Consider the following 15,802-nt stretch of genomic DNA (forward strand, 5'->3'; position numbering starts at 1 on the left):
AAATGCAAGATATTTTTAAAAAAAGATGATTTTCCACACAAATTAGACAAGATGGGAAAAATATATGTTATAATAAAATGGTAAATGTAAGAAAGGACATGATTTATGGTTAATTATCCCAATATGAAACGTAACTGGCAAACATCAACGATTATGACCAGTGATAAAAAACATTATACAGCTCATCGTGGAATGTCATTAGAAGAAGACATTTCTTTATCCAATCAATATTATCTGAGTCATGATGTGGCAGTGATTTATAAAAAACCAACGCCTATTCAAATTGTCAAAGTAGATTATCCACGACGTGAATCTGCAAAGATTGTAGAGGCCTACTACAAGACACCTTCAACAACTGATTATAATGGCATTTATCGAGGACGTTATATTGATTTTGAAGCCAAAGAAACAAAAGTCAAAACCTTTCCATTTGCAAATATCTCTAAACATCAAATTGATCATTTACAAAAAATTATCAATCATGGTGGGATTGCTTTTGTTATTATTGCATTTACCTCATTAAATGAGGTATACTTAATTGACGCAAGTCATATCATTAATGATTATTATCATTCCCAACGAAAATCAATAACTTATGAAAAAATCAAAGATTTGGGACATTTAATACCCCAAGGTTATCAACCACGATTAGATTATTTAAAAGTTATTGACGATTGGTATTTTAAGGAGGACGAATGATGAAAAAAATAAGTAAAAAGAAATCAACCAAAACAGGAAATCAAAGACAAAAAAGACGAATCATTAAAGTCATTTGTTTAATTCTTGCTGTTTTGATTACTTCCGGAGGGATGTATTTAGGATTTGGTATTTTTAAACAAGTTGAAGGTTTTTCTAAAGAAAGACTTGTTTCCGATGAATCATCTATTCTATGTACAACCGACGGTGAAGAATGGTTTTCTGTAGCCCGTGGTGGTGTTCAAAAGAATGTCACTTATAACGATATTCCACAAGTGATGATTGATGCAGTTGTTGCTGCTGAAGATTCTCGTTTTTTGAACATAACGGTTTTGATGCTCCACGTATTGTTAAAGCATTGCTTGGAAACATTGCTGCTGGAGGAATCACTTCAGGTGGATCAACCATTACTCAACAGTTAATTAAAAAATCTTATTATCCTGATGAAGAACAAACAATTGAAAGAAAAATTGGTGAAATCATTCTTTCAATAGAAGCCACTTCACAAACAACAAAAGAAGAAGTTTTAGAACTATATTTAAATAAAATTTATTTTGGCTATGGACCTCAAACCATTGGACTTTATGCTGCTTCAAGATACTATTTTGATAAATCAGTTCAAAATTTAACATTACCTGAAGCTGCTTTATTGGCTGGAACATTAAATTCACCTAATCGATTTGACCCATTTAAAAACTTGGATTTAGCTCAAGAAAGACGTGATAAGATTTTAGAATTGATGGAAATGCATGGTTATATTTCTCATGAAGAATGTGAAGCAACCAAAGCTGTTCCTGTTGAAAATACATTAAAATATAATCCAATCTCAACAACTGGACAATATCAGGCTTATGCAGATAAAGTTGTCCGTGAAGTCCAAGAAAAAACTGGATATGACCCTTATGAAACACCTATGCGAATCTATACATATATTGATATGGATGTTCAAAAAGAATTAGATAGTATTGCAAGTGGTGATTCCTATACTTTCCAAGATTCTAAGATTCAAGTGGGAGCTGTTGTTCAAGAATCAACAACAGGACGTATTATTGGTGTCCTAAGTGGACGTGATTATACGCCATTAGGATTAACTTATGCATATTCTTCTAAAACAAGAACTGAACAAGACTATGGTCAAAAAAATCAACCTGGTTCTTCATTAAAACCATTGATTGCCTATGCTGCAGCTTTTGAATATTTAGATTATTCAACTGCTCATTATGTTCATGATGTGCCTTATGAATATGATAATGGTTTTGTCGCAAGTAACTGGAATGGTAAGAAATATAATGGAGATATCTCAATTTCTAGTGCTTTAAGCAATTCTTGGAATGCAGCTGCTTTACAAACTTTTAGCGAAGTTGTCACTGGAATTGATTGTAATGGTAATAAAGTCGGAGATGGTATAGGTATTGATGGTGCAACAAAATACCTTGAAAGCTTAGGTTTTGATATGAGTGGTGAAGAAGTAAATATTGGTTATGCAATTGGTTCATGGATTAATGGTGTCACTCCTGAATCAGAAGCAGGTGCTTATGCTGTCATTGCTAATGGTGGAACATATATCGAACCACATACTGTTCAAAAAATTGAATTACTATCAACTGGTGAAGTGATTGAAATTGATGAACAATATCAACAAGATAAAACACAAGCTTTATCTGAAGAATCTGCCTATATGATCAGAGAAATCATGACAAATTATGTTAAATCCGGAACGGGAACATATCGTTTATTAAATTTAGGTTATCAAATTGGTGCTAAGACTGGAACTTCTAACCATTCTAGCGACAAATCACAAGTGTCTAACCCTAAATTAGCTGGACACAGTAAAGATGCTTGGTTATCAGCTTACTCGCCAGATTATACATGGAGTGTCTGGACAGGTTATAGCAGTGAAGATCAAAAAGATGGATATTATATAAAAAGCAATAAAGATACAAACAATATCTCGGCAAAGATTGCAAAACTATTGCATAAAGATGGTGTGAAAAACGAATATTCTTCAAAACCTTCTAGTTTAGTCGAAAGCAAATGTATTTCTGGTATTTATCCATACGTTTCCCCAGGAAATGGAGTTCCTAGCGATCGTGTTGTCTCTGGCTTATTTAAAAAGGAAACACACCTAGTGGAAGTGCTAGTGGTGCAAGTTTGAATAATCTTTCATCATTCACTGCACAATTCGCTGACAATAAACTTCAAGTTACATTCACTGAATATGATCCTAAGAGTATGACAGAAGATGCAACACCAACCAAATCATATAAAGTTGGAGGCACAACTTATACCCTTCCATATTTAGGTAATATTAATCAAATCTATGGAAAAGTCGTTTATAAAGTTGATATCATAGATACAAGTGGTAATGTGATTCACACACAGACACTTAATAGTGCCACTGGAGCAATTGATTATACACTTTCTCCTGGAACATATACAGTCACAGGATATTATGCCTTTACAAGTGGTGATGGTACATCTAACAAAATTTCTCAAACTATAACTGTAGAAGATACAACACCTGCAAGTTATACACGCGCTAGTGTCAATGAAACTTCGGCAACTTATCAAGTTACTGTTCCTGCTAAAACAACAGTTACTGCCTCATTAAATGGAGCAACTCAATCTTTACAACAAAGTGGAACAATTACATTTAGTCAATTGACTGCTGGAACAAGTTATACTGTCACATTTACTCACACTTTAGCAAATGGAGAAACTGTCACACTCGGTTCAGATACGTTCACAACAACATCTACCGAAACACCGCCTGTGACACCAACAACTCCAGCACAATAAAAAATAAGACTGAAATTCTCAAATGAGTGATTTCAGTCTTTTTTGATATTTAAATATTTTTTACGTTTTGGTTCTTTGCATATATCAATGAGAGAACAATGCTGACAATCTGGATTCACAGCTTTACAATGATATCTTCCAAAGAATATCATTTGATGATGAGTTTTAATCCATCTTTCTTGAGGTATGGCTTTTTGAAGTTTCTTTTCAACTATTAAAACTGTATCCTTCTTAAATGCTAATCCTAGCCTCTTAGAAATACGTTCAACATGCGTATCAACTGCAATAGCCGGGACTTTAAATCCTTCTGAAATGACAACATTTGCCGTTTTACGACCTACCCCTGGTAAAGTCTGTAAAGTTTCATGATCACAAGGTACTTTCCCATCAAAATCACTTAATAATTTTTGAGCCATTGCTTTGATATTTTTCGCCTTATTACGATAAAGACCAATTGTTCGCAAATCATTTTCTAATTGTGATAAAGGAGCATTTGCATAATCTTCCACACAACGATATTTTTGAAATAAACTTGCTGTTAATTTATTAACGCTGGCATCGGTTGTTTGTGCCGATAACATCACTGCAATCAATAATTCTAATTCATTTTGATGAACAAGTTCACATTTAGCATCTGGATACATTTCATCAAAAACATCTAATATACGTTTTACTCTCTCTTTATTCATGATCTTCCCACCATTTATAATCTTTTATACTTTGTTCCACATCCTGATGTGTTGATACATTGCTTGGAGCATAACGCTTTGTTACACCATAACGTGCCCAATTATCCAAAATCTTTTCAATATATCGAAAAGTGATAACCCCAGATTTCACTGATTCATTCAATGCATCTACAATCATTTCATCATCATAACCTTGACATTTTAAAGAATTAATCAACTGTACTTCTCGTTGACTCAAACTACGTCCAAATGCATCCTCAAAAATACTCACTAAATCGATATCTTGATCTGCCGTTTGTTCATTTTGATTCAACAACAATCTTTGTAATGGTTTTAAATTCAAAGAACCATTCTGTCTTGAAATCCAATGTTTATCAACAAGAGACATTAAAATATCATCAATTTTTTGAACAGATAAAGAACAAATTTTAGATATTTGTGAAGGTGTAATGGGTTTAACCCCAATTTCATCTAAAGTCATAATTAATAATAACACATAACACTGTTGATCAGAAATATGCATCTGTTTTGCTTTTAAAATCAATAATTTTTGAAAATCAACACAACGATAATCTAATAATTCATCCATCATACTACCCTAACCTTACTGCCTTTATAAACTCTCCAGTCATTAAATCATAATAAACATATAACAATGATTCATTTTCCTGATAACGTCCATAATAAACAAATCTTTCATTTTCATAACCAACTTCTAATTCATTTAACTTGACTTGATATTTTTGTTCAATCGCATCAATGATATCCTTTTCTAAAGCAACAACACCCTGATAAGTATCCACTAATTCTCTATCTTTATTATATGCAACATAAGATGCAATACTATTGATTTTAACTTTCATAATATAATATGTTTCTTTACCACGGTATTCACTAAAATAATCATCATATTCATATTGATTTGTCTCACAAATTTCATTTCTAATTTCATCTAATCCATGATGATATTGATAATACGGAACATGAACAAATAACATATAGAAAGAAACAACTGCTAAAATAATAACTAAAACAATAACTGATATAATAAATGTATGTTTTTTCAATCTGTTCACCTCCAGTGTTTTTATTATATAACAAAACGTATAAAATGCAAAATAAAATTAAAAAGACCTTGCGGTCTTTATTCATCTCTTGAATTACCTAAAATAAGCAAGAAAATACGTAACATACTCATTAATGTTGAAATCATGGCTGCCACATAAGTCATTGCAGTCGCTGATAGCATTTTTTTAGCACCTGCATATTCCGACGTTGTTAAATAACGCGACTTTAAAATGGTTAAAGCACGACCAGAGGCATCAAATTCCACTGGTAAAGTCACTAACTGAAATACTAAAATTCCACACATTGCGATAAAACCAAACCATGCAATATGAGTTTGACCTAAGACAAGTCCAATCAAAATTGCAATCCAACCTAAATATTGTCCAACATTAGCAATTGGTAAAATGGCATTTCTTAATGTAATAGGTATATATTTTTCTTTATATTGAATTGCATGTCCACATTCATGAGCTGCTACAGCCAATGATGCAATCGAAGTGCCATGATAAACATCACTAGAAAGATTAATAGTTTTTTTGCCAGGATTAAAATGATCACTCAACTGCCCTTTCACCTCATAAATAGCAATATCATATAATCCTTCACTATCTAAAATTTCTCTAGCTGCCTGAGCTCCACTGATACCTCGTGTATTTGCGATTTTGCGATAACGACTATATGTAGAGCTTACCTTCATTTGTGCCCATATTGCCAACAATGCAGCAAGTATAACAAAAATAGTTCCAATCATATAATAACGATTATAATAAATTCCATAATATGGCCAAAACATTTCTCTCACCTCAACAATTATAATATACCCATTATATTAACTCTATATGTCAAAAAAGATGCAATTTAATTCATTGCATCTTTTAATCTATTGCTTGGCTTAAATGAAACAGTTTTACTAGCTGGAATAATCATAGCTTCTTTTGTTTTAGGGCTAACACCTTTACGTTCTTTACGGTTATTCACTTTGAATGTACCAAACCCTGAAATCAAAACTTTATCTCCATTTAAGATACTTTCAATCATTGTATCAAAAACTGTATCTACTAACGCTTCAGCATCTTTTTTTGTTAAATCTTTTTTTAGTGAAACGATATCAATAAGCTCTTTTTTATTCATTTTGTATTGCCTCCTACTTAAATCTAAGTAGTAGTATAACATTTCAAATTCTTCAGTGCAATAACAAATTTATAAAACTATCGCAATCACATTTGACTTTCCTTTATTCACAATTTTACTTAAAATATCATGCACTCTTATACAAGCGGTTTCATTCATTGATGCAAGTTTTACACGCATTCCCTCATTAATCAAATCCCCTAATTTACGTCCAAAAACATCACAGTCAAAGATGGCTTCTTTATTATTTTCACCATGACTTTGTAAATATTGAATAAAAGCTTCAGCTTGTTCTTTAGAACCAATAATCGGTTCAAAGGTTGATTCAATATCCACCTTAATCATATGAATCGTAGAAGCCGTAGAAACAAGTTTCATACCATAGCGTGGTCCTTGTTTAATGACTTCTGGTTCACTCAATTCAATATCATCCAAAACTGGTAAAGCATAACCATAACCAGTCTGTTTTACCATCTTTATCGCACTTTGATAAGCCTGATATTCTTGACTCATCTGTTTCAATTCTTGAACCTGTCTTAAAAATAAAGCCGCATCAAATTTATCTTGTCCTAAAATTTCATTTAATATTTCTTGATATAAACCATTTCTTTCTTGAATACGTAAAGTAGCTGATGAAGAAGATGTATCAATTGATGATAAATAAGCTTTATTAATAAAATCAAATTCACTCATATGTGTTGCAATTTTTTCTACATCTCTAAAACGATGAATTTCTAACAAAGATTTTTCCAAGGATTCATCTAAAGTCTGTTTTAACCAATGTGATGAATCCATTAAAGCCATCCAACGCTGAACTTCTATTTTCACCTCATGAATAGGGAACTCATATAAAGCCTCTTTTAAAAGATGAGTAATATCTTCTTCATTCATTTCTGTAACTTTCAAAGCCAAAACTGGAACATCATGTTTTTCTTTTAAAGATTCTACAAGTTGGCTACATTGAAGACTTTGTGGTTCTTTAGAATTCACCACAATCACAAATGGTTTACCAATTTCTTTTAATTCATTTATCACATCATCCGTTGCTTGAATATAATCGCCACCAGGAATTTCACAAATAGAACCATCACAAGTCATCACAATACCAATTGTTGAATGATCTTGAATAACTTTTTGTGTTCCTATCCTCGCCGCTTCATCAAAAGGAATAGCTTCTAAATACCAAGGTGTTTTTACATAACGAATTCCTTGTTCATCCTGATAACCTTTTGCTCCATCAATCACATATCCAACACAATCCACAAGTCGAATATTCACTCCTAAATTATCTTCAACATTGATATGAGCAGCTTGGTTTGGAACAAACTTCGGTTCCACTGTCATAATCATTTTCCCCTCACCAGATTGTGGCAATTCGTCAGTGGCACGAATTTTCGCATCAGGATTATCAATATAGGGAATGACAGCCTTTTCCATAAAACGTTTAATAAATGATGATTTTCCCACCCTGACTGGTCCTACAACCCCTAAATAGATGTCGCCATCACATCTTTTACCAATATCTTTTAATATATCTATTGTCTGCATAGACTTCCTCCTTCTCACACATCAATATATGATTTTCATTTTTATTTAGAACATTTTTATAAAAAGTCAAAAAGTTCATCTTTTTGTGATAAAAAGATAATAGAATAAAATCATCTTAAAAAAAGGAAGGTTACTATGAAACTTAAAAATACTGTTTTTATTGTCAATGATTTAGAACAATCAAAAAAGTTTTACAAACAAATTTTAGGATTAAAAGTTTTATTAGTAGAATTTAACGGTTCAGTGACATTAACATCAGGTATTGTATTGCAATCCAAAGAAGTATGGAAAGAACTTATTCATAAAGACGATCAAGACATAATCATGTTGAATCATGCTGCTGCATTATCTTTTGAAACAGAAGATATTGACGCTTTTATGTTATTGTTGGATCAATATCAGGTCACTCTCGTTCATCCACCTAAGGAAGGAGCATGGGGACAAAGAGTTGTACGATTTTATGATCCTGATGGCCATATTATTGAAGTGGGAGAAAGTATGCGTAAAATTATGAAACGTCTTTTAAGTCAGGGATTTTCATATGAAGAATTGGCACATCGCTTACGTGTCCCTTTAGATTATATTAAACAAATCACTGAATCAAATTCATGACGATTCATGTATTAACTTAAAAGAAGTCACTTCAAGTGCGACTTCTTTTTATCTTTTTCGTATTTTCTTTATTAACCTTTTTTATTTCTTTATTCCAATATTGATTAGCTTTTTTCATAAATATACGATCTGTCAACATTGTTGTTTTGCCATAAAATTCTTGATGATTGATAATAGCTTGAGCAAATTTTTTCATCTCATTAGACACGACAAAACGAGATATTGTTTTCATAATAAAGAAAACAGATCCAATTTTTAAACTCCCTTTATATTGTAAATGCTCCCTACGACACCAATTTTGCAACACTTTCTCAGAAATATCACATTTTTCAGGTTCATATTCATCGCATCCAATAAAAGCATAGACTTCCGTATCACCTTTAGGTTGCGATTCTAAGCGTTCAAAAATTTCTAATGTAGATGAAGGAATAGAATTTAAAGCAACCATAAAAAGAAAGACAACTTGATCATACTCAAAAAAAGTACGTTCATCAAAAGTGGAAACATGACGAATATCTAAACAATCACAATGTTCATCCAAGTAAACTTCTAATCTTGATAAAAATGGTTTCATAAAGCTTTGCGTATGCTTTAATCCTGAATTCAACAAAAGTATTTTAGCCATGATCGACACCTCCAAAAGTACGAAGTACTTCATCTAACTCATTTTCTTCACAAAAATATGCATCAACAGAAGAATAAGAAAAGCCTAATGTTGAATCATCCAAAATATCTTTAAACAATTTCTTTTCATCCTCGCTGGCTTCACCATAGCCAATAACCAGTAATTTTTTCTTAACTGGCTTAAACCAAGATGACAAGTCTCTCCATCTACCATTGTATAATAAGGTTCATGATTGACAACGAGTCTTTCTAACATCTTTTTAAAAGGAATATCAAAACAACCATATTTGACTTTTGTAATATAGATAATTAATTGACAGTCATTTGTCCAATTAGAAATAATACTCATATCATCTTTAAAATGACAGGCACCTTCACATTTTAAACATGTCAATCCCCCTGTGCATGTTGAATAATGAATATTATTTAAATTGACAATCACTGAATTTTGAAAATAATGGGTTGAAATTTCTCTATCTGTTACAACTAAATTTTTCATGTGTGTTCTCCTTCACCTTTTATTGTATTATGGATACATCCCATTTGTCAAACCCGTTATTAAAAATCTATGACCTCTGTAGCAATTGTTTCTTGAAAATATTGATCATGTTCTACAAAGAGTAATGTGGGTTGATATGTTAAAATAGTCTTTTCAATTTGCATACGAGAAAAAATATCAATATAATTTAATGGTTCATCCCAAATATAGAGATGTGCTGGAGTTGCCAGTGAAATAGCTAACATGACTTTCTTTTTTTGACCTTGGCTTAAATTTTCTAAAGAAATATCGAAATGGGAACGTGAAAATCCTAATTTCCTTAATAAGGTTTTGACTAATGTTAAATCACAATCATATCGTTGAATCCAATCATCAAGTCGCCCATGTAAAAAAGTACAATCTTGGGGAACATAGGAAATTTTTAATTGACTACCTAGAACATATTGTCCTTGATATTGCATATTCTCACCTATAATAAAATGAATAAGACTTGATTTTCCACAACCATTTGGTCCTTTAAGTAAGACTCTATCATGATTATGAATGGTTAACGATAAATCTTCAAAGACTTTTTTATCATCATATGATAATGAGAAGTGTTGAAACTGAATCAATTGTTTTTGAAAATATTTTAAACAATGTATTTTTAAATCATCATATTTTTCAATATCCTTTAAAAGTTTCCTTTTTTCAGCAATGGCTTGTTTTTGGCGTTTTTCAATCACTTTGGAACGTTTCATCATTTTCGCTGCCATATGCCCTACATGGCCTTTATCAGCTGCACCTCGCTTGGATTTTTCAATCTGATGTCCCCAATTTTCCTTTTGTCTCCTTGAACTTTCCATTTTCACAATATCTTTCTTCAATTTCTTATTCATCATGATTCCTCTTTCATCTTTTTTCTTTTATCATCATACCAGCTTGAAAAATTTCCACTTACAACATCTATGGTCGTTGGATTAATAGCCATCACATGATTACAACAACTATCAATAAAATAACGATCATGACTCACTAACAAAAAACCTTTTTGAAGACGAAGATATTCAGCTATTTTTTGACGTGAATTTTGATCTAAGTGATTGGTTGGTTCATCAATCAATAAAAAAGCATGTTCTTTCAAGAATAAAAGAGCTAATAATACTTTGGTTTGTTCGCCATGAGATAAAGTTTCAAAAGGTCGATAAAAAATATCTAAACCATCCATATCTAACTGATGAAGTTCTTTTTCTAATTGCCATTGTTGTAAATTTGGACATATCTCATAACACACATCTAATGTTAACCATTGAGGATTTTCTACTTCATAAGGAAAATAACAGCACCCTTCACTCATCATTATTTGTCCTTGATATTCCAATTCTTTCATCAAAAGCTTTAAAAGTGTTGTTTTCCCTCTGGCATTGCGTCCAATCAAAGCTGTCTTAAATGTCGTGTCTAATGAAAACGATACATCATCAAAAATCAATTCATAACTTCCTTCATAACCAAATGTCAAATGTTGAACTTGTATTAACGACATTGATATCACTCTCCTTTTCAAAATAAAAACGACAAGAAAATAGATCTTGTCGTTATATACAAATATTCATGATAAAAAGAGAACTATTTTCTTGCATGCATAAAAAGATATGCTTATGTTAAATTTTTGCAAGAAAATTGATACATCCTTCCACTCCCTTTCATCACTTGTTATTATAGCTTTTTAGCCTTGTGATTTCAAGGAAAAATGACTATACAAGTTTTTGAATATCCGTAGGTACCTGATTATTTTGAATAATTTGAATGATTTTATCCATTTGTTCAGGTTTGACATGTTTATGGGTTAATTGTGAAATCTTATTCACAAAATCTCGAATATTTTGTTCATCCTTTAAATCTTTATTTTGTAAATCATTTGCAAGAGACAAAATATCAGCTTTTGATACATGTGTTTTCTGTGACACTTTATCTAATAATTTATCTTGTTTATCCAATTGAATCACCCATACTAATATATGCAAAATCAATCTCTATTGTTCTGCTTTTAAATCTCTTAACATTAATGAATCAATTGTTTCCTGTGGTAAAGCATTTTCATATAAGACACGATAAACAGCATCAACAATTGGAACTTCAATACCATAATCATGTGTAGCAACATCATCATGAATAACTTTACAAGTACGAATACCTTCGCAAGTTTTGGTATTATGAGTCATAAAATCTAAGGCTCGATTACTTTGTCCAATTTCTAAACCCGCCTGAAAATTACGTGAATGAATAGACGAGCATGTAACAACCAAATCTCCAATTCCTGTCAAACCAAAGAAAGTTTCACGATTAGCGCCTTTGACTGTTCCATACAAACTCATTTCATATAATCCTCTGGTAATCAAAGCAGCACGGGTATTATCCCCATAACCTAATCCTGCAATAATTCCTGAGGCAACCGCGATGACATTCTTATAAGCAGCGCCATATTCAGCACCTACTTCATCTGTTGAGGTATAAACTCTAAAATAATGATTAGAAAATAGTTTTTGAACATCCTTAGCACAGTCTTCATCCAATGACACGGCACAAACAACTGTCAACATACGTTCCACAACTTCTTCGGCATGGGATGGTCCAATCAATGAAACGACTGGATGAATCTCGGTCTTATCTAACACACTTCTAATTGTATCAGACATACGCATATTAGTATTCATATCAAAACCTTTTGCCGCATTAATCACTGTTACTTTTTGCGTTAATAATGGCTTCACTTCTTCTAGAACATGTCTAACATATTGTGTAGGAATTGTAATCAAAAGATACTGAGCATCTTTAACAACTTCTTTTAAAGAAGAAGAGGCAACAATCTGATTTTCTAATCTGACGTCTTTGAAATATTTATAATTACAATGTCTAATATTAATATCATCAATCTCATTTTGATCAATTCCATACATCATCGTACGATGTCCATTATCATTAAGAACTCTCGCTAAAGCTGTTGCCCAACTTCCTGTCCCTAAAATTGCTATTTTCATTCTAGTCCCTCTTTCTACAAAGAATATGAATTGGTGTTCCTTCAAAACCAAAGGCATCACGTAAACGATTTTCTAAATAACGTTTATAACTAAAATGTAAATATTGTGGATCATTGGTAAATAAAACAAATGTTGGTGGACAGATACTCACCTGATTTGCATAATAAATTTTTAAACGTCCACCATTAAATGTTGTGGTTGGATTCATTGTTTGAGCATCAATTAAAACATCATTTAAAACACTTGTTGCAACACGTTTTTGACTATTTGCATAAACTTCCTGAATTAATGGCAACAACAAATGAACACGTTTTTTATCTTTTGCAGAGACAAAAAGAATGGGTGCATAATCTAAATATTTAAACTGTTCACGAATTTGATTTTCCATTTTTTTCATGGTTTTAGAATCTTTTTCAATCAAATCCCATTTATTCACAACTAAAATAACAGCCTTTCCAGCTTCATGAGCATATCCAGCCACATGCTTATCCTGTTCAACAATACCTTGATGTCCATCAATAACCATTAATACAACATCACTCTTTTCAATCGCTGATAAAGCACGTAAAACAGAATATTTTTCAATATTTTCATAAACCTTCCCTTTTTTACGCATTCCCGCTGTATCGACAACACAATATTTTTGATTATCTTTTACAAATGCAGTATCAATCGCATCACGTGTCGTTCCTTCAATATCTGAAACAATAACACGTTCTTCTCCTAAAATAGCATTCGTTAATGATGATTTCCCAACATTTGGTCGTCCAATCACTGAAAAACGAATGATATCATCTTCCTTTTCTTCTTGTATGACAGGTAAAAGATGAATAATCTCATCTAAAACATCACCAATACCAATTCCATGACTTCCAGATACAGCAATAGGATCACCTATTCCCAAACTATAAAAATCATAAATATTATCTTTATGTATCTGATCATCTATCTTATTGACTGCCAAAACAATCGGTTTTCTAGATTTTTGTAATAAACGGGCAACAAAATTATCTTCTTTCGTTATACCTTCACGTCCATTTACAACAAATAAAATGACATCAGCCTCTTCAATAGCAATTTCAGCCTGCATTTTAATCTGCTCTGTAAATGAGGCATTTTCCAATTCAATTCCACCAGTATCAATAATTCTGAATTCACGTGTTAACCATGACGCATCTGCATAAATACGATCACGTGTTACCCCTGGTGTATCTTCTACAATAGAAATACGTTTTCCTACAATACGATTAAAAATTGTTGATTTCCCAACGTTCGCTCGTCCTACAATCGCAACGATTCCTTTTTTCATGATGAATCACTCCTTATATTCTCTGTTCTACAAGTTGCATCACTTTTGCAACAACTTCTTCTAATGACATATCAGATGTATCGATTTCTATCGCATCATCTGCTTTTTTGAGTGGCGAAATCAAACGTGTCATATCCTGTTCATCACGCATAGCAATTTCTTTTTGAATTGCCTCTAAATCAGATTCAATACCTCTTTGTAAGTTTTCTTTATGACGACGCAAAGCACGACATTCAATACTAGCTACTTGATAAATTTTAAGTTCTGCATCTTTTAAAACAACTGTACCAATATCTCTACCATCTAAAATAACACCGCCACCTTGTGCCATCTCTCTTTGTTTTTCAACCAAAAAAGTTCTAACAGCCTGATATTGGGAAACAACACTTGCTCCCATAGACACTTCATTTTCACGAATAGCCGATGTCACATCTTCATGATTTAATTGAATTGTTCCATCTGGAAACATGTCAATATCAATATCCTTTAAAAGCTTAGATACTGCCTGTTCATCCTGTACATCGACATGATTCAACCATGCATAATAAGCCACACAACGATACATTGCTCCTGTATCAATATAAGTATAATTTAAGTTTTTTGCTACCATCTTGGCAATTGTGGATTTTCCTGCAGCTGCGGGTCCATCAATCGCAATTGAAATTCTCTTTGACATATTCTACCTCTTTCCATTACTCACTATTAAAACAACAATTGTTTAACAATAAAGACTGCTAAAACAATAAACACAATAATAAAGACAATAATCACATAATTTAAAATTGTGACAAGTTTACTATCTTCTTCAACGTCCTCTTCTTCAACAATCGGTTCGTTTTGACGTTGTACTTGAGCCTCTTCTTGATGCTTAGGTTTTTCAACTTTTTCCGTCTTTTCTACTTTTTCACGTTTTGTTTTTTTCTTATCTTCCTTCATAAAATCAGCAACTGTTAAACCTTCTTCATACTTTTTCAATTCTTCTGCATCTTCTTCAGGCGACATAGCTGCTAATTTTTCTAATAAAGACATTTTCTTTTGAGGTTCTGTTGGTTGTTGTGTTTCTAAAGATTGTGCATGTTGAGGCTGATGTTCTTCAGATTGCTTGATTTTATTTAAAATATCTAAGCGGGTATTGTATTGTTCTTTTCCCACATTGACTTTAGCCTCATTTAAAGCAGTTTTTATTTCTTCATTATCTGGTTTTAAAGTTTCATATGATAATGGTTCCATCAAAGTATCCTGAATATCTTTTTGATGGTTATGTGGCAAAAATGATAAAAAATCATCCTCTTCATCTTCCTGTTCAAATGTCATTTGACGATCAATCGCCACTTCTTCTTTCATTTCATCTCTTAATTCTTTGTATTTATTAATTCTTGTTTGTTTCTCCATTTTACATCACCGTCCCCATTATAACATAACTATAAAAATTTATAAAATAAACTTTTAAAATAATTCGATTTAGTATATAATAGTCGTATGAATAGGAGGTAATAAAAATGTATAAAGTAAATGAAAATTGTATTGGTTGTGGTGCATGTACTGCCGTATGTCCAGAAGTTTTCGATTTAAACGCTGATAATGTAGCAGAAAACATCATTGGTGAAGTTCCTGCTGAATTAGAAGATGCAGCTAAAGAAGCTATGGAAACTTGCCCAGTAAGCGCAATTGTTAATGAATAAAACATAAGAACCTTCGGGTTCTTTTTTTCAAAAAGGAGAAAAATATGTTCAAAATTAATAAGGATCACTGTTTTGCATGTGGAATCTGTGAAGAACTTTAAAGAGCGATAACGCTCTTTTTATATACA

General features: G+C 32.0%; 21 protein-coding genes. 6 read left to right on the plus strand and 15 right to left on the minus strand.

The genetic code is table 11. The annotated features are described in order from the left end of the window. Positions 1 to 105 precede the first annotated feature (105 nt). The 4 genes from recU to NMU03_RS15780 are packed head-to-tail and all read left to right on the plus strand — an operon-like array spanning position 106 to position 3,495. Positions 106 to 699 carry a Holliday junction resolvase RecU gene (recU, locus tag NMU03_RS15765; protein WP_290139758.1) on the plus strand — a complete coding sequence of 198 codons (594 nt, stop codon included), beginning with the start codon at positions 106 to 108 and terminating at the stop codon, positions 697 to 699. After that, entirely contained in the window at positions 699 to 1,118 is a 420-nt protein-coding gene (locus NMU03_RS15770) for a hypothetical protein (RefSeq protein WP_290139760.1), read from the plus strand. The genes recU and NMU03_RS15770 overlap by 1 nt, the downstream gene beginning before the upstream one ends. Then, complete coding sequence (locus NMU03_RS15775) at positions 1,055 to 2,851, plus strand: transglycosylase domain-containing protein (protein ID WP_290139762.1); 1,797 nt, start codon at positions 1,055 to 1,057, stop codon at positions 2,849 to 2,851. Before NMU03_RS15770 ends, NMU03_RS15775 begins: the two co-directional genes overlap by 64 nt. Beyond that, positions 2,848 to 3,495: a hypothetical protein gene (locus NMU03_RS15780; RefSeq protein WP_290139764.1), complete on the plus strand. Its 648-nt coding sequence runs from the start codon at positions 2,848 to 2,850 to the stop codon at positions 3,493 to 3,495. Before NMU03_RS15775 ends, NMU03_RS15780 begins: the two co-directional genes overlap by 4 nt. A gap of 32 nt (positions 3,496 to 3,527) precedes the next feature. Here the strand turns inward: NMU03_RS15780 and nth are convergent, their stop codons facing one another. The 6 genes from nth to spoIVA form a co-directional block, all read right to left on the minus strand. Next, on the minus strand, positions 3,528 to 4,184 hold the full coding sequence (nth, locus tag NMU03_RS15785) for an endonuclease III (RefSeq protein WP_290139766.1): 657 nt from the start codon (positions 4,182 to 4,184) through the stop codon (positions 3,528 to 3,530). Beyond that, positions 4,177 to 4,776: a DnaD domain protein gene (locus tag NMU03_RS15790; protein WP_290139768.1), complete on the minus strand. Its 600-nt coding sequence runs from the start codon at positions 4,774 to 4,776 to the stop codon at positions 4,177 to 4,179. Before NMU03_RS15790 ends, nth begins: the two co-directional genes overlap by 8 nt. Before the next feature lies 1 nt (position 4,777). After that, complete coding sequence (locus NMU03_RS15795; protein ID WP_290139770.1) at positions 4,778 to 5,260, minus strand: hypothetical protein; 483 nt, start codon at positions 5,258 to 5,260, stop codon at positions 4,778 to 4,780. A gap of 68 nt (positions 5,261 to 5,328) precedes the next feature. Then, positions 5,329 to 6,045, minus strand: a complete 717-nt coding sequence (locus NMU03_RS15800; RefSeq protein WP_290139772.1) for a zinc metallopeptidase — start codon at positions 6,043 to 6,045, stop codon at positions 5,329 to 5,331. A gap of 65 nt (positions 6,046 to 6,110) precedes the next feature. Beyond that, positions 6,111 to 6,383 (minus strand): HU family DNA-binding protein, encoded by a 273-nt coding sequence (locus NMU03_RS15805; RefSeq protein WP_087244188.1) that lies wholly within the window; start codon positions 6,381 to 6,383, stop codon positions 6,111 to 6,113. 69 nt (positions 6,384 to 6,452) lie between these two features. Beyond that, a complete protein-coding gene (gene spoIVA, locus NMU03_RS15810; RefSeq protein ID WP_290139776.1) occupies positions 6,453 to 7,931 on the minus strand; it encodes a stage IV sporulation protein A in 1,479 nt (492 codons plus the stop codon). Between the two features lie 135 nt (positions 7,932 to 8,066). Between spoIVA and NMU03_RS15815 the strand changes: the two genes are divergently transcribed. Further along, the gene (locus NMU03_RS15815; protein ID WP_290139778.1) at positions 8,067 to 8,543 is read left to right on the plus strand and encodes a VOC family protein; all 477 of its coding nucleotides are present in this window, start codon (positions 8,067 to 8,069) and stop codon (positions 8,541 to 8,543) included. 31 nt (positions 8,544 to 8,574) lie between these two features. On the opposite strand, the gene NMU03_RS15820 is transcribed toward NMU03_RS15815, so the two are convergent. From NMU03_RS15820 to NMU03_RS15860, 9 genes are all read right to left on the minus strand, one after another. Next, the gene (locus NMU03_RS15820; protein ID WP_290139780.1) at positions 8,575 to 9,168 is read right to left on the minus strand and encodes a hypothetical protein; all 594 of its coding nucleotides are present in this window, start codon (positions 9,166 to 9,168) and stop codon (positions 8,575 to 8,577) included. Positions 9,169 to 9,252: 84 nt separating this feature from the next. Beyond that, the gene (locus tag NMU03_RS15825; protein WP_290139782.1) at positions 9,253 to 9,666 is read right to left on the minus strand and encodes a flavodoxin family protein; all 414 of its coding nucleotides are present in this window, start codon (positions 9,664 to 9,666) and stop codon (positions 9,253 to 9,255) included. 59 nt (positions 9,667 to 9,725) lie between these two features. Continuing rightward, complete coding sequence (locus NMU03_RS15830; RefSeq protein ID WP_290139784.1) at positions 9,726 to 10,544, minus strand: ATP-binding cassette domain-containing protein; 819 nt, start codon at positions 10,542 to 10,544, stop codon at positions 9,726 to 9,728. Then, positions 10,544 to 11,188: an ATP-binding cassette domain-containing protein gene (locus NMU03_RS15835; RefSeq protein ID WP_290139786.1), complete on the minus strand. Its 645-nt coding sequence runs from the start codon at positions 11,186 to 11,188 to the stop codon at positions 10,544 to 10,546. Before NMU03_RS15835 ends, NMU03_RS15830 begins: the two co-directional genes overlap by 1 nt. Positions 11,189 to 11,399: 211 nt before the next feature. Then, entirely contained in the window at positions 11,400 to 11,642 is a 243-nt protein-coding gene (locus NMU03_RS15840; RefSeq protein WP_290139788.1) for a stage VI sporulation protein F, read from the minus strand. Between the two features lie 36 nt (positions 11,643 to 11,678). Next, on the minus strand, positions 11,679 to 12,683 hold the full coding sequence (locus tag NMU03_RS15845; RefSeq protein ID WP_290139790.1) for an NAD(P)H-dependent glycerol-3-phosphate dehydrogenase: 1,005 nt from the start codon (positions 12,681 to 12,683) through the stop codon (positions 11,679 to 11,681). Position 12,684: 1 nt separating this feature from the next. Then, entirely contained in the window at positions 12,685 to 13,992 is a 1,308-nt protein-coding gene (der, locus tag NMU03_RS15850; RefSeq protein ID WP_290139793.1) for a ribosome biogenesis GTPase Der, read from the minus strand. A 13-nt stretch (positions 13,993 to 14,005) separates the two neighbouring features. Next, positions 14,006 to 14,668, minus strand: coding sequence for a (d)CMP kinase (gene cmk, locus NMU03_RS15855; RefSeq protein WP_290139795.1), 663 nt, complete (start codon positions 14,666 to 14,668; stop codon positions 14,006 to 14,008). A gap of 26 nt (positions 14,669 to 14,694) precedes the next feature. Beyond that, complete coding sequence (locus NMU03_RS15860) at positions 14,695 to 15,384, minus strand: hypothetical protein (RefSeq protein WP_290139797.1); 690 nt, start codon at positions 15,382 to 15,384, stop codon at positions 14,695 to 14,697. A gap of 107 nt (positions 15,385 to 15,491) precedes the next feature. Here NMU03_RS15860 and NMU03_RS15865 point away from each other — a divergent pair, with 107 nt between their 5' ends. Continuing rightward, positions 15,492 to 15,674: a ferredoxin gene (locus NMU03_RS15865; protein ID WP_290139799.1), complete on the plus strand. Its 183-nt coding sequence runs from the start codon at positions 15,492 to 15,494 to the stop codon at positions 15,672 to 15,674. Positions 15,675 to 15,802 lie beyond the last annotated feature (128 nt).

Source organism: Allocoprobacillus halotolerans, from assembly GCF_024399475.1.
Lineage (GTDB): Bacteria > Bacillota_I > Bacilli_A > Erysipelotrichales > Coprobacillaceae > Allocoprobacillus > Allocoprobacillus halotolerans.